A 22946-nucleotide genomic window follows, 5' to 3' on the forward strand; every position below is an offset into this window, starting at 1 on the left:
TCGGCTCACCCACGAAGAGGCTCCCCAAATGAAAATTCGTCTCCTTCTGACGGCGTCGTGCATAGCGATGGCCACGGCGCTGGTCTCTGCATCGGCCGTACCGGCGGTCGCGCAGGACGCGGCTTGTGCGCCGGTCTCGGCCGTCGATACGCCGCCGCCGCCGCTGCCGGCCTATGACCAGCCGCCGGTGCCCGGGCCTGGTTATATCTGGTCGCCGGGCAACTGGTCGTGGGACGAAGATCAGGGCGATTACTATTGGGTGCCCGGCACCTGGGTTGAGCCGCCGCGCGTCGGTCTACTGTGGACGCCCGGTTACTGGGGCGGCTTCGGCGGTGGCTATATCTATCATCCCGGCTATTGGGGCGAGCGGGTCGGATTCTATGGCGGCATCAATTACGGCTTCGGCTACGGCGGTGCGGGCTATGAGGGCGGCCGCTGGGATCACGGCCAGTTCTTCTACAATCGCACCGTGAACAACCTGCAGGGCGCCAGGATCACGAACGTCTACGAGCAGAACGTCACGATCAATCGGACGGTCAACAATGTCAGCTACAATGGCGGGAAGGGCGGCATCGAAGCGCGGCCGACCGCTGAAGACCGGACCATCGCCAAGGAGCAGCGCTTCGCGCCGACCCCGCTGCAACGCAAGCAGGTCGAGACAGCAAGCCAGGATCCGAGTCTCTTCAAGCGGACCAACAACGGCGTGCCGGCGATCGGCGCCACCGCGCGTCCCGGCGAATTGAAGGGACCGGGCGTGGTCCGTGCGCAGCCGCCCGGTACGGTCCTGCCGCAGAATGGCGCAAGGCCCGCGGCTGCGGAGCCGGCAAGACCGGGAGCTGCGGCTCCTGCGCCGGGAGCTGTGCCTCCTGCGGAGTCGTCGCACGCGCTCCCGGTGCCGGGTCACACGGCTCCGGAGCCGGGGCACCCGGCTGTCCAGGAGAACCGGCCCGCGGCGGAGCGTGCAGCTCCCGCCGAGAAGCGGGTTGAGCCGCGGCCAGGTGCCGAGCCGGGACGGCCTGCCGTCCAGGAGAACAGGCCTGCCGTGGAAGAGAAGCGGCCCGCGGAAGCGGTTCGCAAGGAGGAGCCGAAGGCTGCTGCGCCAATGGCACGACCGGAGCCGGCCGCAAGACCTGAAGCAGCAAGGCCTGAGCCTGCACCAAAGCCTGAGGCAGCAAGGCCCGAAGCACGGCCGCAGCCCGCGGCAAGGCCGGAGCAGATGGCTCGGCCCGAAGCGGCACGGCCGCCCCAGCCGGCGGCGCATCCGGTCGCTCCGCAGCGTCCGCCTGCCGGCCATCCCGCTGAAGAGAAACGGCCTGAGCACTAAGTATTGTCTGCGCCCTGTCGGCTTTCGGCGGGGCGCAGTATTCTCGGGACGGCCTAATCGCAGGAGATCATCCACAGGAGGTCAGTCATGGGATCGAGTCACGGCGGCGACGGACAGCTCGACGACCGCAAGCCGCGCCTGAGCGAAGACGACATCCAGCGAGCCTTGCTCGGCCCGCGGGGCGTGCCGGGCAAGCCTGACACCGCCAGGATGACACCTCAGCAGGAAAAGAACATGCCGGGATATCTCGACTCCGGACATACCTCGTAGCGCGACCACGACATGGGGGCTCGCAACACCGGTCATCAGCCCGCGTGACATTGCGGCGTGAGTGGCCCGATCGATGCGCGTTGGTATCTGCGAACCATGCACCAGCAACGGCAGTTCGCGCGATAACCAATCACGGGCAGTGTTGCAAATCGCCTCGTTTTGAGCCCTCATGATCTCGGGCGCATTATGTTGTTGCGGAGTAGCTGGTGAGAAATCCGTACGAGATCCTCGGCGTTGCCCCGACGGCGTCTTCGGCCGATATCCAGAAGGCCTATCGAAAACTGGCGAAGAAGCTGCACCCGGATCTCAATCCCGGTGACAAGGCCGCCGAAGAGAAATTCAAGGAAGTCGCCGGTGCATATGATCTGCTCGGCGATGCCGAGAAGCGCAAGCGCTTCGACGCGGGCGAGATCGACGAGAGCGGTGCTGAGCGGCCACAGCATCACTACTATCGGGATTTTGCCACGTCGGATCAGGGGCATCCCTACGCGGACAGTTCCGGCTACGCGGACTTCATGGATTCCGACGACGGGTTCGCTGAGCTCTTGAGGCGCAGCCAGCAGGCGCGGGCGAACCGGCGCGGCCGCGACCTGCATTACAGCCTGGTGATCGATTTCGCGGATTCGATTACCGGCGCAAACAAGCGATTGACCTTGCCTGACGGTGGCACGCTCGACGTGACGATTCCGCCGGGGCTCGTCGACGGGCAGGTGCTTCGTTTGCGCGGTAAGGGCGCGCCGGGTGCGGGCACCGGCGGGTACGGCGATGCATTGATCGAGGTGGAGGTGCGGCCCGATCCGCGCTTCACGCGCGAGGGCGATGACATCTCGCTGGAGCTGCCGATCTCGCTGTCCGAAGCGGTGCTCGGCGGAAAGATCCGCGTTCCGACGCCGACGGGCGACGTGACCATGACGGTCCCGAAAGGATCGAACACCGGCACCACGATGCGGCTGAGAGGCAAGGGAGCGCCGCGCCATGGCGGCGGTCAGGGCGACGAGTTCGTCAAGCTCAAGGTGGTCTTGCCCAAGGGACCAGATCCCCAGCTCGAGGCGTTCGTATCGAACTGGGATCGGAAAGCATTCAATCCGCGCGAGGATAGCGCATCATGATCATGACCAAGCAGCAGTTCCTGACCAATGCGGGCGTCGAGGTGCAAACCCTGGAGTTCTGGATCGAGCAGCAATGGCTGATTCCGGAGCAGACCGCGACGGACATGAACTTTTCCGACACTGATGTGGCGCGCGCGCACCTGATCCGTGACCTGAAGGGCGATCTCGGGGTCAACGACGAGGGTATCGACGTCATCCTGCATCTTGTCGATCAGCTTCATGGCTTGCGCCGCGCGTTCGAGCAATTGCAGGACGATCTGCAACGGCCACCTTCGCGCTAGAGCATGATCCGGACCCGGAGGGCCGCGTTAGCGCAAAGTGTGAAGCGGTTTCCCTCGCGACAAACGCGGAACACGTTTGCGCGGAGATCATGCTCAACAAGAAGCTAAAGCGCGATGACGCCTCAACCTGATCTCATCGCGCTTTAAGTCCAGCCCCGCAATCGAACAGTGGGCTCAACGATCGGAGACGATCATGGTTGAAAAGCCGACGCCGCTCGCACATGGCGAAATCGACGTTCTCATCCTGCAGGCCCTGGTGCGCAAGCTCATCGCGAAGGGCGTGCTCACGCCGGACGATGTTCGCTCGATGCTGTTCGAAGCCGCAAAGGGCCTTGATCTGGTCGGCAGCGAACTGACCTCGGAAGCAGCCCACATCATCGTGCAGGAAGACCTCGCGCCCGCATTCCTGGGGAGTTGACAAGAGCAGGACGGGAACGTCGCTGGGACGGGCCGCCGGGCCTCCGTCTTAGGTCTGGCCGCTGCGATTGGAGACCAGCCTGATCTGGGTGACCTGGTCGGCGTTGCCGGCAAGGTAATCGCGCGCGGCGCGCACCAACCGCTCTACGGCTGCGGCATCGTAGCTGGGGTGGCGCGCATTCAGGTGCAGGTCGGTCTCGATCTGCATGACATTGGTGGTTGCTTCCGCGCCAATCTCGACCGAGAACGACACCAGCAGGACATGCGGGGTCTTGAATGCCATCTTGTCATCTCCATTCCATGGCGCCGTGTCCCCCTCAGGACACGCCGGTGGGGCGCATGATCCGTTCGTTGCAGGCATCGAGGGCCGACCGGTCAATGGCATCGGCGGCAAATCCCGCGATGTAGATCAGCACGAGGATGGCGGCAGAGACCGCCGCGATCTCGGCATGTGCGCAGGCGGACCAGGTCAGGCGCTGCAGCGGGGAAGGGGGCGGAAATTCGTAGATCTGGCCGTCGGGCATGATCAGCTCAAACTTCCGAACGGTCCTTGGCCGGCTATGCAGCTTGCGTGGAAGCATCAGGCTGTCTCCTTTCGAGCTCCTCGATCATGCCGCGGGCGATCTCCCGCTCCCCCATGATCACGATGTCGGCCCCCAGCCCCTTGAGATGATCGACTTCGGCATCGGAATGCGCGCGCGCGATGATCTGCAAGTCGGCATTCGCCGCGCGCGCCTGCTCGACGATCTGTCCGGCTTCGAACGCCTCCGGAATCGCGATAACCAGCGCGCGTGCGGCGGCCGGATTGGTCGCGCGCAGCACGCTGGCGCGCACCGCGTTGCCCATGAGCGCCTCGATGCCGCGTTCCTTGAGCTTCGCGACCGTGTCGTCGGAAGTCTCGACGGCGAGGAACGGCGCGTTGCGCTGATGCAGGGCGTCACCGACGAGGCTGCCGACCCGGCCGTAGCCGACAAGGATGGTGTGATCGGTCAATCCGGTGATCGGGATCGGTTCGGACGTTGCCGGGGCTGGCGAAGAAGCCTGCGGTTTCTCGAGCCGCGAGGTCAGCCAATCGATGGCGGCAAAGACCAGCGGGTTGAGCATGATCGAGAAGATCGCGCCCGCCAGGATCAGGTCGCGGCCGGCCTTCGGCAGCAGATTGAGCGCAACGCCGAGCTCCGCCAGGATGAAGGAGAACTCGCCGATCTGGGCGAGGCTCGCCGAGATCGTCAGCGCAGTCGTGAGCGGGTGACGAAACACCAGAACGATCAGAAGCGCGGCGAGCGACTTGCTGACTACGATGACGAACAGCGTCGCGATCAGCGGCCAGGGTTCGCGGATCACGCTCAGCGGATCGAACAGCATTCCGACCGACACGAAGAACAGCACCGCGAACGCGTCACGCAACGGCAGGGTTTCCTGCGCGGCACGCTGGCTGAGCGGCGACTCCCGCAGCATCATTCCCGCAAAGAACGCGCCGAGCGCAAGCGACACGCCGAACAGCTTGGTCGATCCGAACGCGATGCAGAGCGCGATCGCAAGCACGGTGAGGCGGAACAGCTCGCGCGATCCGGTGTGGGCGATGTAGTGCAGGATCCATGGGATCAGCCGGCGTCCGACGACCAGCATCAGGGCGATGAACACGGCGATCTTGATCAGCGTCAGGACCAATACGCCGGTAAGCCCGAACCCGAAACGGACCGCGAGCGGGTCGGAGACCAGCGCCACGCCATTGCCGCCCTGGAAGCTGGCCACCGCCGGAAACAGCACCAGCGCAAGCACCATCGCGAGGTCTTCGACGATCAGCCAGCCGACGGCGATCTTGCCGCGCTCGGTGTCCATCAACCGCCGCTCCTGCAAGGCGCGGAGCAGGACGACGGTGCTTGCAACGGATAGTGCCAAGCCGAACACCAGGCCGGCGCCGATGGTCCAGCCCATCAGCAAGGCGAGACCTAACCCCATCAGTGTCGCGACCGCGATCTGGACAACTGCGCCCGGCACTGCGATTGCACGGACCGACAGCAGATCGTTGAGCGAAAAATGCAGCCCCACGCCGAACATCAGCAGAATGATACCGAGCTCGGCGAGTTCGGTTGCGAGCGCCTGATCGGCCACGAAACCCGGCGTGAAAGGACCGACGGCCACGCCTGCGAGCAGATAGCCGACCAATGGCGGAATGCGGAAGCGTTGGGCGATCGTCCCGAATACGAAGGCAAGCCCAAGGCCCGCGACAATGGTCGCGATGAGAGGTGTGTCGTGCGGCATCTGGCCTTGTCGCACAGCATCGCAGCTGACGCACCGCGACCAATTGAGGCGGCGCAGCACGTGCCGGCTCGGCGAACCTGTGCTGAATCTTGGCGCACATCGGGCCATTTCATGGCTGCGTAGCGAGATGATACCGGCCGGATGATCCCATGCCGAGACAAGCAACGACCGGTCTATCGCGCTGATCTATTGCTCATCGCATGAGCATATGATCTCATGTCCGGATGGAATTCCGGCTCCCCGAGACCGACCTCGTCATCTTCGACTGCGACGGCGTCCTCGTCGATAGCGAGGAGCTGAGCTGCCGCTGCCTGTCGGATGCGCTGACGCAGGCGGGCATCGAGATGAGCACCGAGCAGGCGCTCGAACGCTTCCTCGGCCGCAACTCGGCGGCGGTTCTCGACTATTGCCGGGCGGCGGGACAACCGTTGCCGGCACACTTCCTGAGCGATCTGGCGGGGCAGGTGCGCGAAACCTTCCGGTCCCGCCNTCAAGCCGATATCCGGCGTCGGCGCGGTGCTGGAGGCGTTGCGCCTGCCGTCTTGTGTGGCGTCATCGAGCGACCTTGACCGCGTGAGGTTTTCGTTGGAGCTGACGGGCCTTGCGTCGCATTTCGGGCAACGGCTCTACACCTCGCAGATGGTCAGGCACGGCAAGCCGGCGCCGGATCTGTTCTTGCACGCGGCGGGTCAGATGGCATCAGAGCCGAGCCGGACGCTCGTGATCGAGGACAGCGTCAGCGGCGTGACGGCGGCGAAGGCGGCGGGCATGAAAGTGTGGGGATTTGTCGGCGGGGCCCACTATCGGTTGCGGGACGGCAGTGCTCTGCTCCGGGACGCCGGAGCGGATCGAATCTTCGCCGCGATGACGGATTTCTGGACCGAAGGTTGACGTAGAACCATGGCTGCGCCCGACAACGAAAAGTCCCGCCTCGACGATGCGGCGCGCGCCGGCTGGCTTTATTTCATCGCGGGTCACACCCAGGACGAGATCGCCAAGATGCTGCAGGTATCGCGCGCGTCTGCGCAGCGCCTGGTGTCGCTGTGTCTCGCCGAGCGACTGATCACGTTTCGCCTCGAACACCCGATCGCGGCCTGCATGGAGCTGGCGTCCAGGCTCAAGAGCCGGTTCGACCTGGCGCATTGCGAGGTCGTTCCATCAGATCCGTCGGCGCCGCTGTCGACCGCGGGGATAGCCGAGCGCAGCGCCAATCTGCTGGAAATGACGCTGCGCTCGGAGACGCCGGTGATCGTGGCGCTCGGCACCGGCCGTGCCGTGCGCGCGGCGGTCGAGCGCGTCTCGCCGATCGAGCGACCCGATCACCAGATCGTCTCGCTGGTCGGCAACATCTCCGCCGATGGCTCGGCAAGCTTCTACGATACGGTGGGGCGGCTGGCCGATCGCACCGGCGCACGCCATTACCCGATGCCGCTGCCGTTCCTGATGTCGAGCGAGGACGAGCGCAACCGCATGGTCCGCATCGAGCCGATCGCAAGGGTGAGGGCGGTCGCTGCCAATGCCGATCTCCGATTGATTGGCATCGGCCAGATGGACCAGAAGGCCCAGGTGCATGTCGACGGCTTCGTCACCCGCGAGGAACTGCTGGAGATGATGCGGCTCGGCGCGGTCGGCGAGGTGACGGGCTGGGCCTTCGACGCCAAGGGACGGTTGATCAAGGGCGGCACCAACAAGCGGCTGACCAGCATTCCGCCGCAGCTTCCCGCGGTATCAACCACGATCGCGGCGGCTGTCGGGGCCGCCAAGGTGCCCGCGATCAAGGCCGCGCTTGCCGGCCGGGTGATCAATGGCCTCATCACGGATGAGGCGACCGCGCGCGCGGTCCTCGACCGCTAGAAGCCGCGAGTCGGATGCACTCCCTCTCCCGCTTGCGGGGGAGGGTTGGGGTGGGGGTCTCACCACGAGTCATGTGGTGGAGAGAGCCCCCACCCGGATTGCATCTTCGATGCAATCCGACCTCCCCCGCAAGCGAGAGAGGTGAACTCTCGTTGCTGCTCCAGCTCAATCCCATTCCAGTCAGCTGCCTCCTTCGCCCCTACAAACACCTCCATTGCAGGCTGCAACGGAACCAATAATCAAGCGCGCCGCTGCCTCGGCGCGCTTGACAAAATTTGATGACAGGTTGAACATACGCTCAACACGTGGGCATATGCTCAACGTGGCATATGGGAGGTCACCTTGAAAAACGTCCTTTGCGCCGTCACGGGCGCGGCTGCTCTTTTGATCTCTGCCCCCTCAATCGCCCAGACCACGTTGACGGTCGCGACCGTCAACAACGGCGACATGATCCGTATGCAGGGGCTCACCAGCGATTTCACCGCCAAGAATCCGGACATATCAGTCAAATGGGTGACGCTGGAGGAGAACGTGCTGCGTCAGCGCGTCACGACCGATATCGCCACCAAGGGCGGCCAGTTCGACGTGCTGACCATCGGCACCTATGAGGTGCCGATCTGGGCCAAGAAGAATTGGCTGGTGCCGCTCGACAAGCTCGGCGCCGACTACGATGTCAACGATATCCTGCCGAAGATCCGCGACGCGGTGTCGGTCGACGGCAAGCTGTACGCCGCGCCGTTCTACGGCGAAAGCTCGATGACGATGTATCGCACCGACCTGTTCAAAAAGGCCGGACTGACCATGCCGGAGAAGCCGACCTGGGACTTCGTGGTCGATGCAGCCAAGAAGCTGACCGACAAGTCTGCCGGCGTCTACGGCATCTGCCTGCGCGGCAAGGCCGGTTGGGGCGAGAACATGGCGTTCCTGACCGCGATGGCCAATTCCTTCGGCGCGCGCTGGTTCGACGAGAAGTGGGAACCCCAGTTCAACTCGCCGGAATGGAAGAAGACGCTCACGACCTATGTCGACCTGATGAAGGAGGCCGGCCCTCCCGGCGCGAGCTCCAACGGCTTTAACGAGAACCTCGCTCTGTTCAACGCCGGCAAATGCGCAATGTGGATCGACGCCACCGTTGCGGCATCCTTCGTGAGCAATCCGAAGGAGTCCACGGTCGCCGACAAGGTCGGCTTCGCGCTGGCGCCGAACACCGGGCTCGGCAAGAACGCCAACTGGCTATGGGCCTGGAGTCTCGCGATCCCGGCCGGCTCGAAGAAGGTCGACGCGGCCGAGAAGTTCATCGCCTGGGCGACCAGCAAGGACTACACCAAGCTCGTCGCGTCGAAGGAAGGCTGGGCCAACGTGCCTCCGGGCACGCGGACCTCGCTGTACCAGAACCCCGACTACCTGAAGGCCGCGCCCTTCGCCAAGATGACGCTGGCCTCGATCGATGCGGCCGATCCGAACAAGCCGACGGTCAAGCCGGTGCCTTATGTCGGCGTGCAATACGCTGCCATCCCCGAGTTCCAGGGCATCGGCACCGCGGTGGGCCAGCAGTTCTCGGCTGCGCTCTCCGGCTCCACCTCCGTCGACGCCGCGCTCGCGGCCGCACAGTCCTCGACCGAGCGCGAAATGAAGCGAGCGGGCTACATCAAGTAGCGCATGCGCGAACGCTGAGCCAGGACGCGGGAGTAGTGCGCCCTGGCCCTCCGACCAGCTCAATCCTCCCGAGCTGAGCCACTCGCGACCATCCTGTCCCGCAGCGGGATGGTCGCTCCTTTCCCAGAGGAGGCGGGGATGGCGACCCAGCAGACCCAACTGCTCGCGCGTACACTGCTCAGTCCTGCCGTGGCGCTGCTGTTTATCTGGATGATCGTGCCGCTCGCGCTCACGATCTATTTCTCGACGCTGCACTACAATCTGCTCGATCCCGGCTCCGAGGGATTCGTCGGGCTGGACAATTTCCGCTACTTCCTCACCGACCCGGCCTTCCTCGCCTCGCTGCAGAACACGCTGGTGCTGGTCGGCTCCGTGCTGGCGATCACGATTCTGCTCGGCGTGCCCTTGGCGCTGCTGCTCGATCAGCAGGTGGTCGGGCTCTCGATCGTCCGCCTGATGGTGATCGCGCCGTTCTTCGTGATGCCCACGGTGAGCGCGTTGGTGTGGAAGAACTTGCTGATGCATCCTGTGTCGGGCCTGTTCGCCTGGATCGCCAAGCTGTTCGGCCTGACCCCGATCGACTGGTTCAACGACGTGCCGTTGTTCTCGGTGATCCTGATCATCTCCTGGCAATGGCTGCCGTTCGCGACCCTGATCCTTTTGACCGCGCTGCAATCGCTCGACGAGGAGCAGAAGGAGGCCGCCGAGATGGACGGCGCGAGCGCGCTCTCGACCTTCATCTACATCACGCTGCCGCACCTTGCGCGTCCGATCACGGTGGTGATCCTGATCGAGACCATCTTCCTGCTCACGGTATTCGCGGAGATTTTCGTCACCACCGGCGGCGGCCCGGGCCTGCAGACCACCAACATCGCCTTCCTGATCTACTCGCAGGCGCTGATCCAGTACGACGTCGGCAGCGCCTCGGCGGGCGGCCTGGTCGCGGTCGTGCTCGCCAATATCGTCGCGTTCTTCCTCGTTCGTATCGTCGGCCGGAATCTGGAGGCGTAACGTCATGGCGCGGATGGTCACGACACGACGCAAGGTGATCTCGACGGTGGCGGCCTGGCTGGTCGGCTTCGTGATCTTCTTCCCGATCCTCTGGATGGTGCTGGCGAGCTTCAAGACCGAGCTCGAGGCCTTCGCGATCCCGCCGTCGTTCCTGTTCTTCCACTGGACGACGGAGAACTATGTCACCGTGCAGGAGCGCAGCGACTATTTCCACCATGCGCTCAACTCGATCATCATCGCCGGCGGATCGACGCTGATCGCGATGCTGATCGCGATCCCGGCCGCCTGGTCGATGGCGTTCTCGCCGACCAAGCGGACCAAGGACATCCTGCTCTGGATGCTGTCGACGAAGATGATGCCGCCGGTCGGCGTGCTGGTGCCGATCTACCTGATCTTCCGCACCGTCGGCCTGCTCGACACCCGCACCGGGCTGATCTTCATCCTGTGCCTCGGCAATCTGCCGATCGTGATCTGGATGCTGTTCACCTACTTCAAGGAGATCCCGAAGGACATCCTCGAGGCGGCGCGGATGGACGGCGCCACGATCGGCCGCGAGCTCATCTACGTGCTGACGCCGATGGCGATACCGGGCCTCGCCTCGACCTTGCTGCTCAATTTGATCCTGGCCTGGAACGAGGCGTTCTGGACGCTCAACCTGTCGACGCTGGAGGCCGCGCCGCTCACCGTGTTCATCGCGTCTTATTCGAGCCCGGAAGGACTGTTCTGGGCGAAATTGTCGGCGGCGTCGACGCTCGCGATCGCGCCCATTCTCGTGCTCGGCTGGTTCAGTCAGCGGCAGCTCGTCCGCGGCCTGACCTTCGGCGCGGTCAAGTAGCAGAAAGGCTTTTGCCATGGGTCAGATCACGCTGCAGGGTGTGCAGAAATCCTTCGGGCCGGTCCACATCATCAAGGGCGCCGACCTCGACATCGCGGACGGTTCGTTCGTCGTCTTCGTCGGTCCGTCCGGCTGCGGCAAGACCACGCTGCTGCGGTTAATCGCGGGGCTCGAGGACGTCACCGGCGGCGCGATCCTGATCGACGGACGCAACGTCGTCGATGTGCCGCCGGCCAAGCGCGGGCTCTCGATGGTGTTCCAGTCTTATGCGCTCTATCCGCATATGAGCGTGCGCGGCAACATCGCGTTTGGCCTGAAGATGGCCGGCGCGGCCAAGGACGAGATCAACCGCAAGGTCGAGGCCGCCGCGGCGACGCTCAATCTCACGCCCTATCTCGACCGCAAGCCGCGCGAGCTCTCCGGCGGCCAGCGTCAGCGCGTCGCGATCGGACGCGCCATCGTGCGCGAGCCGAAGGCGTTCCTGTTCGACGAGNGAGCCGCTGTCGAATCTCGACGCCGCATTGCGCGTGCAGATGCGGCTCGAGGTGACGCGGCTGCAGAAGCAGCTCGGCACCACGGCGATCTACGTCACCCACGACCAGGTCGAGGCCATGACCATGGCCGACAAGATCGTGGTGCTGAATGCGGGCAAGATCGAGCAGTATGGCTCGCCGCTGGAACTCTATGAGAAGCCCGCGAACCTGTTCGTCGCCGGCTTCATCGGCTCGCCGAAGATGAACTTCATCACCGGAGAGCCCGCCAAGCAGCAGGGCGCCGCGACCATCGGCGTGCGGCCCGAGCATCTGAAGGTCGAGCGCAACGGCCAGGGCTGGCAGGGCACGGTGGCGGTCGCCGAGCATCTCGGCAGCGACACCTTCCTCTATGTCGACGCCGGGCCGCTCGGGACGCTGACCGCGCGCTATGTCGGCGAGCTCAGCCTCAATCCCGGTGACAAGGTCTCGCTGATTCCGGATCCGCCGCGCATCCATCGTTTCGACGACAATGGCAAGTCGATCCACGCGTAAGACGCGGGCGAACTCAGGGGCGGATGGTTCAGGCTGGGGCGGCGCGCCTGTGACCCGCATGTTCAAGGCAAAGGAAGAAGAAAATGTATCTCGAGAAGTTCAAGCTGGGCGGCAAGACCGCCATCATCACCGGCGCTGGCCAGGGCATCGGGCTCGCCTGCGCCGAAGCGCTGGCGGAAGCCGGCGCGAAGGTCATCATCGGAGACCGCGACGCCAAGGTCGCCAACGACGCCAAGGCGGCGTTGAAGGCGAAGGGCTTTGACGCCGACATCGCCCTGATGGACGTGACGGATTCCAAGCGCGTGTCCGAGGTTGCCGACGAGCTGGTCGGCAAATACGGCAAGGTCGACATCCTCGTCAACAATGCCGGCATTGCGCGCAGCGAAACGCCGGCCGAGACCGTGACCGACGAGCACTGGCTCAACGTCATCGACGTCAACCTGAACGGCACCTTCTGGTGCTGCCGCGCTTTCGGCAATCACATGCTGAAGGCGAAGACCGGCACCATCGTCAATGTCGGCTCGATGTCGGGCTTCATCGTCAACAAGCCGCAGGAACAGTGCTTCTACAATGCGTCCAAGGCCGCAGTGCACCATCTGACCAAATCGCTGGCCGCCGAATGGGCGACGCGCGGCGTCCGCGTCAATGCGGTGGCGCCGACCTATATCGAGACGCCGCTGAACGCCTTCGTGAAGAACAGCCCCCGCATGTACGACGCCTGGATCGGCGGAACCCCGATGGCCCGGATGGGCCAGGTCGACGAGATCGCGTCGGTGGTTTTGTTCCTGGCCTCCGAGGCTGCCAGCCTGATGACCGGGAGCATCGTTTTAGTCGATGGCGGCTACACTTGCTGGTAGGCTTGCCCCGTAAATAGCGGAGCGATCATGCGGCAAGCCTATATCGGGGTGGACGTCGGGAGCGCGAGCGCCCGAGCGGGTGTGTTCGACGAGGCCGGAAAGCTGCTCGGCGCGGCCCGGCATCCGATCCGGGTCTGGCATGAGGCCGGTGATATCGTCGAGCAATCGTCCGAGGACATCTGGGCGGCCTGCATCTCCTCCATCCGCGGCGCGATGCGCGAGGCCGGGGTCACGGCCGAGCACGTCAAGGGCATAGGGTTCGATGCGACCTGTTCGCTGGTGGTGCTCGACAATGCCGCTCAGCCGCTTACCGTCAGCCCATCCGGCGATCATGCGCGCAACGTCGTGGTCTGGATGGATCACCGCGCGATGGACGAAACCGCGTTCGTCAATGCGACCGGCGATCGCGTGCTGCGCTATGTCGGCGGCGTCATCTCGCCGGAGATGGAGATCCCGAAGATCCTCTGGCTGAAGCGGCATCTGCCCGCGACCTTCGTCGCGGCGGGACATTTCTTCGATCTCGCCGACTATCTCTCGTTCCGTGCCACCGGATCGCTCGCGCGATCGACCTGCACGGTGACCTGCAAGTGGACTTATGTTGCGGGCGAGGGCGGCTGGAGCGAATCCTTCCTCAAGCGGGTCGGGCTCGAGGCGCTTGCCGCCGACCGCTTCGCGCGCATCGGCACCGAGATCGTGCCGCCGGGTTCGCCGCTCGGCCGCGGACTGTCGGAAGATGCTGCCCGTGATCTCGGCCTGCTGCCGGGCACGGCGGTCGGCGCGTCGCTGATCGATGCTCATGCCGGCGGGGTCGGCGCGATCGGCGGCCGTGACGGATCGGGCGCCGACGTCGATGTCTGCAAGCGGCTCGCCTACATCATGGGAACGTCGGCCTGCATCATGGCGACGACGGTCGAGCCCTGTTTCGTGCCGGGCGTCTGGGGCCCGTATTTCTCGGGCATGGTGCCGGGCTTCTGGCTGAACGAGGGCGGCCAGTCCGCGGCTGGTGCTGCGGTCGATCATCTGCTTCGGTCGCATCCGGCGCATGCCGAGGTTCAGGCTGCGGCAAAGATCGATGGCGTCGATGTCATCGAGTATCTGGAGAAGCGCATCCTGGCACGGGCCGGCAATGCCGGTGCCGCGGCGCTGCTGGCGCGCAACGTTCACGTCTTGCCGGATTTCCTCGGCAACCGTTCGCCCTATGCCGATCCGGGATCGCGCGCGGTGATCGCGGGGCTCGATCTCGACACGGATGCCTCGGCGATGGAGCGGCTGTTCGTCGCCGGGCTGTGCGGGCTCGCCTATGGCCTCGCCGACGTCATCGACGCCTTGCAGGCCCATGGCGTCGACGGCAAGACCATCGTGATCGGCGGCGGCGCGAGCCGCAGTCCGCTGGTCCGCCAGATCATGGCCGACACCACGGGATACACCGTGGCGCTGCCACAGACGCAGGAGCCGGTGCTGCTGGGCGCCGCCATGCTGGGGGCGGTCGCGAGCGGCGCGCACAACTCGATCAATGCGGCGATGGCCGGCATGTCGGCGCTCGGGCGGCTGAGCGAGCCGACCAAGCCCGAAATGGCCGATTTCCACCAACGCAAGCGCGGCGTGCACAAGATGCTGCGGGAGCTCGATCGTGGCGCGCGCGAGGCGATGAAACGGGCGCCCGGCGAGGCGCCGTCGATCTAGGACGAATACGACATGCTCTTGAGTTGCGGAGATGCGCTGATCGATTTCCTGCCGTCGAAGACGGGGGACGGGCGCGAGGCCCTGTCACCCGCGGTCGGCGGCTCCTGTCTCAACATCGCGATCGGAATGGCGCGGCTCGATGTCCCCACCGGCTTCGTCGGCGGCATCTCGACCGATACGTTCGGCAGCATGATCGCGGACCACGCCACGAATTCGGCGGTCGATCTGCGTTACGCGACGCGCAGCGATCACCAGGCGACGCTCGCCTTTGCCCGCGTGACCGGGACCGAAACGCAATACGCCTTCTATGACGCGGATACGGCGTCGCGAAACTGGGTCTACCGGCGCGACATGATCGCGTTCGAGAATATCGAGTGCATTCACACCGGTTCGACGACGCTGGTCAACGACAAGGGCGCGGCTGAGACGATGGCCTTCATTGACGATGCGAAGGCGCACGTGACGATCTCGCTCGATCCGAATTGCCGGCCGAACCTGGTCACGAACAAGGATGCCTATCGCGCGCGCATGCTGGCGTTCTGCCGCACGGCCGACATCGTCAAGATGTCGGACGTCGACTTCGCCTATCTCTTTTGTGACGAGCCTTACGCTGACAGGGCGGCGGCGCTGCTGTCGGAGGGCCCGTCGCTCGTCGTCATCACCCGCGGCAACAATGGCGCGTGCGGCTGGCATCGTCACGCTGGGGCGATCGAGGTCGATTCTCCCGTGGTGAAGGTGGTGGACACGATCGGCGCCGGAGACAGTTTCCAGGCTGCGATGCTGGTGGCGCTGCACCGGCTCGGCCGCATCGAGCGGCAACGGTTGCGCGACATCACCGCGGCCGAGCTCACGCGCGCGCTGTCCTTTGCCTGCAAATGCGCCGCTTTCACCTGCACGCGTGCGGGCGCCGATCCGCCGCGCAGCCGCGAACTGCCTGCCGGCACCTGGTAGGCCATGCGGGATCGGGGCCGCGTGACGTTAGGCCATGCGCCCGATGCGATGGACTTGGCCCACGGCGCGCGGCACGATGCAGCCATCGACCTTCTCTCTGACGCGAGCGCCTGTCCCGAATGAACGACGATCTGTGTTTCCTGCCTGCTGTTGAGCTGTGCGCCCGCATCGTCCGCAAGGAGCTGTCTCCCGTCGAGCTCACCCGCGCGGTGCTGGCCCGCGCCGAGCGTTTGCAGCCGGAGTTGAACTGCTTCATCACGCTGTGCGGCGACGAGGCGATGGCGCAGGCAAATGCCGCCGAGCGGCAGATGATGGTCGGCGAGCCGCTCGGTCTGCTGCACGGCATCCCCTACACTGTGAAGGACATCGTCAACACCAAGGGCGTGCGGACGACCTTCGGCGCGGTGCCGTATCAGGACAATGTGCCGGAGCAGGATGCCGTCGCGGTGGCCCGGCTGCGCGCGCAGGGCGGAATTTTGCTCGGCAAGACCACGACGCCGGAGTTCGGCAGCAAGTGCCTGACCGACTCGCCGCTGTTCGGCCGCACCCGCAACGCGTGGAGCGCGGAACGCTCCAGCGGTGGCTCGAGCGGCGGCGCGGCAGTCGCGGTCGCGAGCGGCATCGCGCCGCTGGCGGTTGCCACCGATGGTGGCGGTTCGACGCGAATTCCGGCGGCCTGTAACGGCGTCGTCGGGATCAAGCAGAGCAATGGCGTGATCCCGCACAGCCAGGTGCAGGACGCGTTCGGCAACCAGACCTATGTCACGCCGACCACACGCACCGTCGCCGACACCGCGCTGATGCTGCAGGCGATGGCGGGCGAGGATGCCTCCGACCCCTGGTCGATCGGCGTGCCGGTGCCTGACTATCTCGACGCGGCTGCGCCGCGCGGCGATATCAGGGGCAGGAAAATCCTGTTCTGCCTTACGCCACCGGGCCGGCCGGTGAGTGCCGACATCGCGGCGGCGTTCAAGGCCAGCCTCGATCGACTGGCCGATCTGGGCGCGGAGCTCGAGGAATTCTCCGGCGAAGGTTTTGACATCGAGCCGATCTGGCGGGCCATCAATCACACCGTCTGGCGCACCCGCTTCGAGAAGCTCGCTGCCGACCATCCCAACGACCTCAGCGCGACTTTCCTCAAGCAGCTCGCGCTGGCCGCTGAGGTCAGCGGCGTCGAGTACCAGAAGGCGATGTTCGACCGCACCGCGCTGTTCCGCCGGGTGCAGGCGCTGCTGGCGCGCGGCGATTGGCTGGCGATGCCGACCTTGACCCGGACTGCGCTGCCGATCGATCAAGACCTGTTCGGCACCATCGATATCGACGGCCAGAGCTTCGACAGCGTGCGGCCGCACTGGTTTCCCTGGACCATGCTGTTCAACATGACCGGGCACCCCGCGATCAGCATCCCCTCGGGCTTCGGCCGCGACGGCCTGCCGATCGGCCTGCATCTGGTCGGCCGCTTCCGGGCCGACGCGGAACTGCTGCGGGTCGCGGCTCTGTTCGAGGCGGCGAGCGACCTGCTCGGGCGCTGGCCGTCCTGATCGTGACAGCCCGAACGGCGCGAAAGACTTGCATTCGGCCGCGAACTTGTTGAAACGTGACTCCGAAGCATCAAGGGGAATGAATCTGTCGAATCGGTTCGGCCGCGGACTCGGTTCACCTCTCCCCAACGGGGAGAGGTCGATTTGCGCAGCAAATCGGGTGAGGGGGGCGCTGCTACGAGAGACCGTAACCCCTCACCCGGCGCTACGCGCCGACCTCTCCCAAGGGAGAGGTGAACCTTCACTGCGGCTCCAGCTCGACACGATGTCACTCTGCACTGAATTTCGGCGCGCATGAGCCTGTTCATCCTACGGAGGATCCTGACCCTGGTGGCGACCCTGATCGCCGCCTCGCTGATCATTTTCCTCGTGCTCGACGCTCTGCCCGGCAATGCCGCCCAGATGCTGATGGGTGTCGATGCTTCGCCCGACGCGGTGCGCGCGCTCACCGTCAAGCTCGGGCTCGACCAGCCGCTGACCTATCGCTATCTGCTCTGGATCAAGGGCATGATGGTCGGCGAACTCGGCAACAGCTATGTCTATGGCACGCCGGTCGCCGGCCTGATCGCGGAACGGCTGGTGCTCACCGTGCCGCTCGCGATCATGTCGATGCTGATCACGGTGGTGCTGGCGCTCGCCGCCGGCATCTACACCGCCGCCAACCACAACAAGCTCGGCGATGTCGGCGTGATGTCGTTGACTCAAGTCGGCATCGCGCTGCCGAATTTCTGGTTCGCGATCCTGCTGATCCTCCTGTTCGCAGTGAAGCTGCAATGGCTGTCCGCCGGTGGCTTCGCCGGCTGGGATGACGGGATCTGGCCGGGCATCCGCTCGCTGCTGCTGCCGTCGATCTCGCTCGCCGTGGTGCAGGCCGCGATCCTCGCCCGCGTCACGCGCTCGGCGGTGCTGGAGGTGCTGCGCGAGGATTTCGTCCGCACCGCGCGCGCCAAAGGGCTCGGCAAGCGCGAGGTGCTGTGGCGCCATGTGCTGCGCAATGCGATGATCCCGGTCATGACGGTGATGGGATTGCAATTTGCCAATCTGCTCGCCGGCACCATCGTGATTGAGAACGTGTTTTATCTGCCGGGCCTCGGCCGCCTGATCTTCCAGTCGATCGCCAATCGCGATCTGATCGTGGTGCGCAACTGCGTGATGCTGCTCGCGGCCATGGTCGTGACAGTCAATTTCGTGGTCGATGTGCTCTATGCCTTCATCGATCCCCGCATCAAGGTCGCCAACCTGTGAGCGCGCCGCTGACCGTTCCCGCAGACAGCGCGGCGATCGCGCCCGGCGCAAGTCCGGCGACCGGTTTCTGGCGACGCGCGCTGCGTCACCGCAGTTTCGTGCTCGGCGCCGCGCTCAGTCTCTTGGTGCTGGGAGCGGCCCTGCTGTCGCTGGTATGGACGCCGTGGTCGGCCTACGACATCGACATCGCCTCGAAACTGCACCCGCCTTCGGCCGCGCACTGGCTCGGCACCGACGTTTTCGGCCGCGACATCGTCTCGCTACTCCTGGTCGGTGCGCGCTCCACCATCATGGTCGGCGTCATCGCCGTCGGCATCGGCCTCACCTTTGGTGTGTGCCTTGGCCTGATCGCGGCCGCACGCAAGGGCTGGACCGAAGAGCTCATCATGCGGATGAGCGATTTCACCTTTGCCTTTCCCGCCGTGCTCTCGGCTATCATGCTCGCCGCCGTGGTCGGTCCGGGCATGCTGACCTCGATCACCGCGATCGGCATCTTCCAGATCCCGACCTTCGTCCGCGTCACCCGCGGCTCGGCCAATGCGGTCTGGGCCCGCGAGTTCATCCTCGCCGCGCGCGCCGCAGGGAAGGGCGGCTTCCGCATCACGATCGAGCACGTGCTGCCGAACATCCTGTCGATCCTGATCGTGCAGGCGACGATCCAGTTCGCGCTCGCGATCCTGGCTGAAGCCGCACTGTCCTATCTCGGGCTCGGCACTCAGCCGCCGCAGCCGTCCTGGGGGCGTATGCTGAACGACGCGCAGACGCTGCTGTTCCAGTCGCCGATGCTTGCGGTCTATCCGGGCGCGGCGATCGCGATTGCGGTGCTCGGCCTCAACCTCCTCGGCGACGGGCTGCGCGATCTGCTCGATCCCCGGCTGGCGCGGGAGCGTTGAGCATGAGCCATGCGACCGCGCCATTGATCGAGGTCAGGGATCTCGGCGTCAGGCTGAACACCAGCCGCGGTCCGGCGCAGGCCGTCCGCGGCGTCAGCTTTGCGCTCCGGCGTGGTGAAACGCTCGGGCTGGTTGGCGAATCCGGCTGCGGCAAGTCCGTCACCGCGCTCGCCTTGATGGGATTGTTGCCCGACAGTGCCGTGGTCAGCGGCAGCGTCCGACTCGATGGCGCCGAGCTCGTCGGCCTATCGGATTCGAGCTATTGCAAGCTGCGCGGCAACCGCATCAGCATGATCTTCCAGGAGCCGATGACGGCGCTCAATCCGATGCACACGATCGGGCGGCAGGTCGCAGAGCCGCTGCGGCGGCACACCGGCTGCTCGGCGGCGTCGGCGCGCAAGGAGACGATTGCCTTGCTTGACCGGGTCGGGTTGCCTGACGCCGCGAAGCGCGTCGATGCCTATCCGCACCAGTTCTCCGGCGGCCAGCGCCAGCGCATCACGATCGCGATGGCGCTCGCCTGCCAACCTGATGTGCTGATCGCCGACGAGCCGACGACCGCGCTCGATGTCACGATCCAGGGCCAGATCCTCGATCTGATCGCCGACCTCGTCGAAGAGCGCGGCATGTCGATGATCCTGATCTCGCACGATCTCGGCGTGATCGCAGAGAATGTCCAGCGCATGATGGTGATGTATGGCGGCACCGTTGTCGAGAGCGGCGCCACCGATGCTGTGTTTATGCGGATGGGCCACCCGTACACGCAAGGCCTGTTCCGCGCGCGCCCCCGCCTTGGCGCGCGCAAGGGGACACGGCTCAAGACCATCGCCGGCACCGTGCCCGAACTTGCCGATCTGCCCGCGGGTTGCACCTTCGCCGATCGCTGCGGAATCGTCGAAGCGCGCTGCCGCGTGGCGCTGCCGGCCGCGGTGGGTGTCGGCGCCGGCCATGATGTGCGCTGCCTCAGGACCGACGTCTCGATGGCCGACGCCGCGGGAGCCGTCCGCGTATGACCGTGCTCGATCAGCCAGCGCCTGCGCATGAGACGCCGCTCCTTGATGTGAAGGACCTCGCGCAGCGCTACACGCTGCCGCGGGAAAACCTGTTCAAGCCGGCCGCGCATGTCCGCGCGCTCAACGGCGTCTCGGCGCAGGTTACCGCGGGAAAAAGCCTCGGTGTCGTCGGAGAGTCCGGTTCGGGCAAATCGACCTTTGCGCGGCTGGTCATGGCGCTGGAGCGGCCGACATCGGGATCGGTGTCGCTGCTCGGCCGCGACCTCAACCAAATGCCGCCCGACGAGCTGCGCCGCGCCCGCCGCGATTTCCAGATGGTATTCCAGGATCCTTATGGATCGCTCGATCCGCGGCAGACCATTGCGCGCATCGTGGCCGAGCCGCTGACCGCGCTGGGACGTATGGATCGCGCTGCCTTGCGCGAGCGCGTCGCCACGGTGCTGCGGCAGGTCGGGCTGCGCGACGCCGACATGGACAAGTTTCCGCATGAATTCTCCGGCGGCCAGCGCCAGCGCATCGCGATCGCGCGCGCGCTGATCACCCAGCCGAAGCTGATCGTCGCCGATGAGCCGGTCTCCGCGCTCGACGTCTCCGTGCAGGCGCAGGTGCTGAACCTGATGCAGGATCTGCAGGACGAGTTCGGGCTGAGCTACATCCTGATCAGCCATGATCTCGCCGTGGTCGATCTGCTCTGCGATGAGATAGCGGTGATGTATCTCGGCCGGATCGTCGAGCAGGGGAGCCCCCAGGATTTGTTCGCGCATGGCGCCCACCCTTACACGCGCGCGCTGCTCGAGGCGGTGCCGCGGGCGCGGGCTGGCGGGGTCCGGCGACGCCGCGGCGCGCAGCCGATCGCCTCGCAGTCGACAGGGTCGGCGGGCTGTCCCTATGCGTCGCGCTGCGTGCTGGCGGACCAGCATTGTCGCGACACCGCGCCTGCGCTACGCCCGGTGGGACAGGCACATCTGGCCGCATGCCATTACGCCGAGGCCGTGATGGCGCTGCCGCCGGCTGTGGCGGAGTCCGGTTAGCCTTTTGTGCGGGACTGGCCTAGGCTGATAAAAGAGGACGTTCGGGGAGCAAAGCAATGTTGAGGAAGTTGGGTATTGTCGCGGTAGCCGCCGCATTCGTGATGGCGCCGTTGCCGAGCCTGGCGCAGTCCAAGAAGGACAGCGTCGTCATGGGCATGACGCTGGAGCCACCGGGGCTTGATCCCACCACGGCGGCAGCCGCGGCGATTGCCGAAGTCACGCTCTATAACGTCTACGAGACGCTGACCAAGATCAATGAGGACGGCTCGGTGTCGCCGCTGCTCGCGGAGAGCTGGCAGGCCTCGCCCGACCTGAAGACCTATACGTTCAAGCTCCACAAGGGTGTCAAATTCCATAATGGCGAGCCGTTCAATTCGGCGGCGGTAAAGTTTTCTTTCGATCGCGCCGCGGCGCCAAATTCGACCAACAAGGATAAGAGCCTGTATCAGGCCTTTGAGTCGGTGACGGCACCCGATGCCGATACGGTCGTGATCGCGCTGAAATATTCCGAACCGAACCTGCCGTTCCTGCTCGGGCAGGCGACTGGTTCGATCGTCGAGCCGAAGAGCGCACCGACCGACGCGACGCAGCCGGTCGGCACCGGGCCTTACACGCTCGGCGCCTGGGCCAAGGGCTCGTCGATCACGCTCGTGAAATGGCCGGATTATCGCAACGCGGCCGCGATCAAGTTGGCCAAGGTGACGATCCGCTTCATCGGCGATCCCGCCGCGCAGGTCGCGGCGCTGCTATCGGGCGATGTCGACGCGTTCCCGCGCGTTGCCGCGGCGCGCAGCCTCGCGCAGTTCAAGGCCGATCCGCGTTTCACTGTGCTGGTTGGCGGCTCCAAGGCGAAGACCATCGTCGGCATCAACGAGCGCAAGAAGCCGCTCGACGACGTGCGGGTTCGTCGCGCCATTCTCGCCGCAATCGACCGCAAGGCGATGATCGACGGCGCCGTCGACGGCTTCGGCACGCCGATCGGCAGTTTCTATACGCCGGGATCGCTCGGCTATGTCGACACCACCGACATCAACCCCTACGACCCTGACAAGGCCAAGAAGCTGCTCGCCGAGGCTGGCGTCACCACGCCGCTCGAGCTCAGCCTCAAGCTGCCGCCGCCGCCTTACGCGCGGCAGGGCGGCGAAATCCTTGCGGCCGAGCTCGCCAAGATCGGCATCGTCGCCAAGATCGAGAACGTGGAGTGGGCGCAGTGGCTGTCGCAGGTCTTCACCGGCCCGCATAATTACGACCTCACCATCGTCTCGCATGTCGAGCCGTTCGATCTCGTCAAGCTGACCGAGCCGGATTATTACCTCGGCTACAAGTCCGACGCATTCAACGCGCTCTACGAGCAGATCATGGCGACACCAATGGAAGCCGATCGCGCCAAGCTGCTCGGCGATGCGCAGCGCATGCTGGCGACCGACGCGGTGGCCGGCTTCCTGTTCCAGCCGCAATGGATCACCGTCACCAGCAAGAAGCTGAAAGGCGTGTGGAAGGAAGTGCCGCAGTTCGAGAACGATTTCTCGACCTGGTCGTGGGAGTGATTGCGTCCCGCTCTAGCCACGTCATTGCGAGCGAAGCGAAGCAATCCATCGTCGCCACGTGTGGAGAAATGGATTGCTTCGTCGCTGTCGCTCCTCGCAATGACGACGCGGCCTAGTTTGGCGACCTCTCGTCCTGAG

The 22946-nt window shown here is 65.3% G+C and carries 24 protein-coding genes and 1 pseudogene; 22 read left to right on the forward strand and 3 right to left on the reverse strand.

Features of this window, described 5'->3' with window-relative positions; translation table 11 throughout:
- Positions 1-28: 28 nt before the first annotated feature.
- From AS156_RS43490 to AS156_RS24870, 5 genes are all read left to right on the forward strand, one after another.
- Positions 29-1324, forward strand: a complete 1296-nt coding sequence (locus AS156_RS43490) for a YXWGXW repeat-containing protein (protein WP_082747715.1) — start codon at positions 29-31, stop codon at positions 1322-1324.
- A gap of 87 nt (positions 1325-1411) precedes the next feature.
- Positions 1412-1594 carry a hypothetical protein gene (locus AS156_RS24855; RefSeq protein ID WP_066509866.1) on the forward strand — a complete coding sequence of 61 codons (183 nt, stop codon included), beginning with the start codon at positions 1412-1414 and terminating at the stop codon, positions 1592-1594.
- A 206-nt stretch (positions 1595-1800) separates the two neighbouring features.
- Positions 1801-2703, forward strand: a complete 903-nt coding sequence (locus tag AS156_RS24860) for a DnaJ C-terminal domain-containing protein (RefSeq protein ID WP_066509871.1) — start codon at positions 1801-1803, stop codon at positions 2701-2703.
- A gap of 2 nt (positions 2704-2705) precedes the next feature.
- Positions 2706-2984: a chaperone modulator CbpM gene (locus AS156_RS24865; RefSeq protein ID WP_066510071.1), complete on the forward strand. Its 279-nt coding sequence runs from the start codon at positions 2706-2708 to the stop codon at positions 2982-2984.
- Positions 2985-3177: 193 nt separating this feature from the next.
- Positions 3178-3402 carry a hypothetical protein gene (locus tag AS156_RS24870; protein ID WP_066509875.1) on the forward strand — a complete coding sequence of 75 codons (225 nt, stop codon included), beginning with the start codon at positions 3178-3180 and terminating at the stop codon, positions 3400-3402.
- 48 nt (positions 3403-3450) lie between these two features.
- On the opposite strand, the gene AS156_RS24875 is transcribed toward AS156_RS24870, so the two are convergent.
- The 3 genes from AS156_RS24875 to ybaL are packed head-to-tail and all read right to left on the reverse strand — an operon-like array spanning position 3451 to position 5666.
- On the reverse strand, positions 3451-3684 hold the full coding sequence (locus tag AS156_RS24875) for a hypothetical protein (protein ID WP_066509877.1): 234 nt from the start codon (positions 3682-3684) through the stop codon (positions 3451-3453).
- A gap of 34 nt (positions 3685-3718) precedes the next feature.
- Entirely contained in the window at positions 3719-3925 is a 207-nt protein-coding gene (locus AS156_RS24880; protein WP_136626422.1) for a hypothetical protein, read from the reverse strand.
- Between the two features lie 34 nt (positions 3926-3959).
- A complete protein-coding gene (ybaL, locus tag AS156_RS24885; RefSeq protein ID WP_066510073.1) occupies positions 3960-5666 on the reverse strand; it encodes a YbaL family putative K(+) efflux transporter in 1707 nt (568 codons plus the stop codon).
- 224 nt (positions 5667-5890) lie between these two features.
- On the opposite strand from ybaL, the gene AS156_RS44905 reads away from it, so the two are divergent.
- The 17 genes and pseudogenes from AS156_RS44905 to AS156_RS24960 form a co-directional block, all read left to right on the forward strand.
- Positions 5891-6155 (forward strand): HAD hydrolase-like protein (locus AS156_RS44905; protein WP_245313047.1); only part of this gene is annotated, 265 nt, incomplete at its 3' end.
- A 57-nt stretch (positions 6156-6212) separates the two neighbouring features.
- Positions 6213-6557, forward strand: a complete 345-nt coding sequence (locus AS156_RS44910; RefSeq protein WP_347336645.1) for an HAD-IA family hydrolase — start codon at positions 6213-6215, stop codon at positions 6555-6557.
- A gap of 9 nt (positions 6558-6566) precedes the next feature.
- Positions 6567-7520, forward strand: coding sequence for a sugar-binding transcriptional regulator (locus AS156_RS24895; RefSeq protein WP_066509881.1), 954 nt, complete (start codon positions 6567-6569; stop codon positions 7518-7520).
- Between the two features lie 342 nt (positions 7521-7862).
- Positions 7863-9176, forward strand: a complete 1314-nt coding sequence (locus AS156_RS24900; RefSeq protein ID WP_066509882.1) for an ABC transporter substrate-binding protein — start codon at positions 7863-7865, stop codon at positions 9174-9176.
- Positions 9177-9314: 138 nt separating this feature from the next.
- Complete coding sequence (locus AS156_RS24905; RefSeq protein ID WP_066509884.1) at positions 9315-10187, forward strand: carbohydrate ABC transporter permease; 873 nt, start codon at positions 9315-9317, stop codon at positions 10185-10187.
- Positions 10188-10191: 4 nt separating this feature from the next.
- Positions 10192-11022 carry a carbohydrate ABC transporter permease gene (locus AS156_RS24910; protein WP_066509887.1) on the forward strand — a complete coding sequence of 277 codons (831 nt, stop codon included), beginning with the start codon at positions 10192-10194 and terminating at the stop codon, positions 11020-11022.
- 16 nt (positions 11023-11038) lie between these two features.
- Positions 11039-11515, forward strand: a 477-nt coding sequence (locus tag AS156_RS44915) for an ABC transporter ATP-binding protein (protein ID WP_245313048.1), incomplete at its 3' end; no start/stop codon positions are given.
- Between the two features lies 1 nt (position 11516).
- Positions 11517-12047 (forward strand): annotated as a pseudogene (locus tag AS156_RS44920) (ABC transporter ATP-binding protein); the annotation flags it as partial.
- An 83-nt stretch (positions 12048-12130) separates the two neighbouring features.
- Positions 12131-12904: an SDR family NAD(P)-dependent oxidoreductase gene (locus AS156_RS24920; protein ID WP_066509890.1), complete on the forward strand. Its 774-nt coding sequence runs from the start codon at positions 12131-12133 to the stop codon at positions 12902-12904.
- Positions 12905-12931: 27 nt separating this feature from the next.
- Complete coding sequence (locus AS156_RS24925) at positions 12932-14587, forward strand: FGGY-family carbohydrate kinase (protein ID WP_066509893.1); 1656 nt, start codon at positions 12932-12934, stop codon at positions 14585-14587.
- A 12-nt stretch (positions 14588-14599) separates the two neighbouring features.
- Positions 14600-15538 carry a carbohydrate kinase family protein gene (locus AS156_RS24930; RefSeq protein ID WP_066509903.1) on the forward strand — a complete coding sequence of 313 codons (939 nt, stop codon included), beginning with the start codon at positions 14600-14602 and terminating at the stop codon, positions 15536-15538.
- A 119-nt stretch (positions 15539-15657) separates the two neighbouring features.
- Entirely contained in the window at positions 15658-17079 is a 1422-nt protein-coding gene (locus AS156_RS24935; RefSeq protein WP_066509906.1) for an amidase, read from the forward strand.
- A 294-nt stretch (positions 17080-17373) separates the two neighbouring features.
- Positions 17374-18324: an ABC transporter permease gene (locus AS156_RS24940; protein WP_066509907.1), complete on the forward strand. Its 951-nt coding sequence runs from the start codon at positions 17374-17376 to the stop codon at positions 18322-18324.
- Entirely contained in the window at positions 18321-19217 is an 897-nt protein-coding gene (locus tag AS156_RS24945) for an ABC transporter permease (RefSeq protein WP_066509909.1), read from the forward strand. Before AS156_RS24940 ends, AS156_RS24945 begins: the two co-directional genes overlap by 4 nt.
- 2 nt (positions 19218-19219) lie before the next feature.
- Positions 19220-20230, forward strand: coding sequence for an ABC transporter ATP-binding protein (locus AS156_RS24950; RefSeq protein WP_066509911.1), 1011 nt, complete (start codon positions 19220-19222; stop codon positions 20228-20230).
- On the forward strand, positions 20227-21261 hold the full coding sequence (locus AS156_RS24955) for an ABC transporter ATP-binding protein (RefSeq protein ID WP_066509912.1): 1035 nt from the start codon (positions 20227-20229) through the stop codon (positions 21259-21261). The genes AS156_RS24950 and AS156_RS24955 overlap by 4 nt, the downstream gene beginning before the upstream one ends.
- Positions 21262-21317: 56 nt before the next feature.
- Positions 21318-22808 (forward strand): ABC transporter substrate-binding protein, encoded by a 1491-nt coding sequence (locus AS156_RS24960; protein ID WP_066509914.1) that lies wholly within the window; start codon positions 21318-21320, stop codon positions 22806-22808.
- The last annotated feature ends 138 nt before the right edge of the window (positions 22809-22946 follow it).

Origin of the sequence: Bradyrhizobium macuxiense, assembly GCF_001542415.1 — a bacterium.
GTDB classification, from domain to species: Bacteria; Pseudomonadota; Alphaproteobacteria; order Rhizobiales; family Xanthobacteraceae; genus Bradyrhizobium; species Bradyrhizobium macuxiense.

Bases quoted from the DNA above. Each gene is read 5' to 3' on its own strand.
- AS156_RS24910 (WP_066509887.1), top strand. From the start codon at position 10,192: ATGGCGCGGATGGTCACGACACGACGCAAGGTGATCTCGACGGTGGCG.
- AS156_RS24950 (WP_066509911.1), top strand. From the start codon at position 19,220: ATGAGCCATGCGACCGCGCCATTGATCGAGGTCAGGGATCTCGGCGTC.
- AS156_RS24920 (WP_066509890.1), top strand. From the start codon at position 12,131: ATGTATCTCGAGAAGTTCAAGCTGGGCGGCAAGACCGCCATCATCACC.
- ybaL (WP_066510073.1), bottom strand. From the start codon at position 5,666: ATGCCGCACGACACACCTCTCATCGCGACCATTGTCGCGGGCCTTGGG.
- AS156_RS24960 (WP_066509914.1), top strand. From the start codon at position 21,318: ATGTTGAGGAAGTTGGGTATTGTCGCGGTAGCCGCCGCATTCGTGATG.
- AS156_RS24940 (WP_066509907.1), top strand. From the start codon at position 17,374: ATGAGCCTGTTCATCCTACGGAGGATCCTGACCCTGGTGGCGACCCTG.
- AS156_RS24865 (WP_066510071.1), top strand. From the start codon at position 2,706: ATGACCAAGCAGCAGTTCCTGACCAATGCGGGCGTCGAGGTGCAAACC.
- AS156_RS24935 (WP_066509906.1), top strand. From the start codon at position 15,658: ATGAACGACGATCTGTGTTTCCTGCCTGCTGTTGAGCTGTGCGCCCGC.
- AS156_RS24955 (WP_066509912.1), top strand. From the start codon at position 20,227: ATGACCGTGCTCGATCAGCCAGCGCCTGCGCATGAGACGCCGCTCCTT.
- AS156_RS24905 (WP_066509884.1), top strand. From the start codon at position 9,315: ATGGCGACCCAGCAGACCCAACTGCTCGCGCGTACACTGCTCAGTCCT.
- AS156_RS24930 (WP_066509903.1), top strand. From the start codon at position 14,600: ATGCTCTTGAGTTGCGGAGATGCGCTGATCGATTTCCTGCCGTCGAAG.
- AS156_RS24925 (WP_066509893.1), top strand. From the start codon at position 12,932: ATGCGGCAAGCCTATATCGGGGTGGACGTCGGGAGCGCGAGCGCCCGA.
- AS156_RS24855 (WP_066509866.1), top strand. From the start codon at position 1,412: ATGGGATCGAGTCACGGCGGCGACGGACAGCTCGACGACCGCAAGCCG.
- AS156_RS24895 (WP_066509881.1), top strand. From the start codon at position 6,567: ATGGCTGCGCCCGACAACGAAAAGTCCCGCCTCGACGATGCGGCGCGC.
- AS156_RS24875 (WP_066509877.1), bottom strand. From the start codon at position 3,684: ATGGCATTCAAGACCCCGCATGTCCTGCTGGTGTCGTTCTCGGTCGAG.
- AS156_RS24870 (WP_066509875.1), top strand. From the start codon at position 3,178: ATGGTTGAAAAGCCGACGCCGCTCGCACATGGCGAAATCGACGTTCTC.
- AS156_RS24880 (WP_136626422.1), bottom strand. From the start codon at position 3,925: ATGCCCGACGGCCAGATCTACGAATTTCCGCCCCCTTCCCCGCTGCAG.
- AS156_RS43490 (WP_082747715.1), top strand. From the start codon at position 29: ATGAAAATTCGTCTCCTTCTGACGGCGTCGTGCATAGCGATGGCCACG.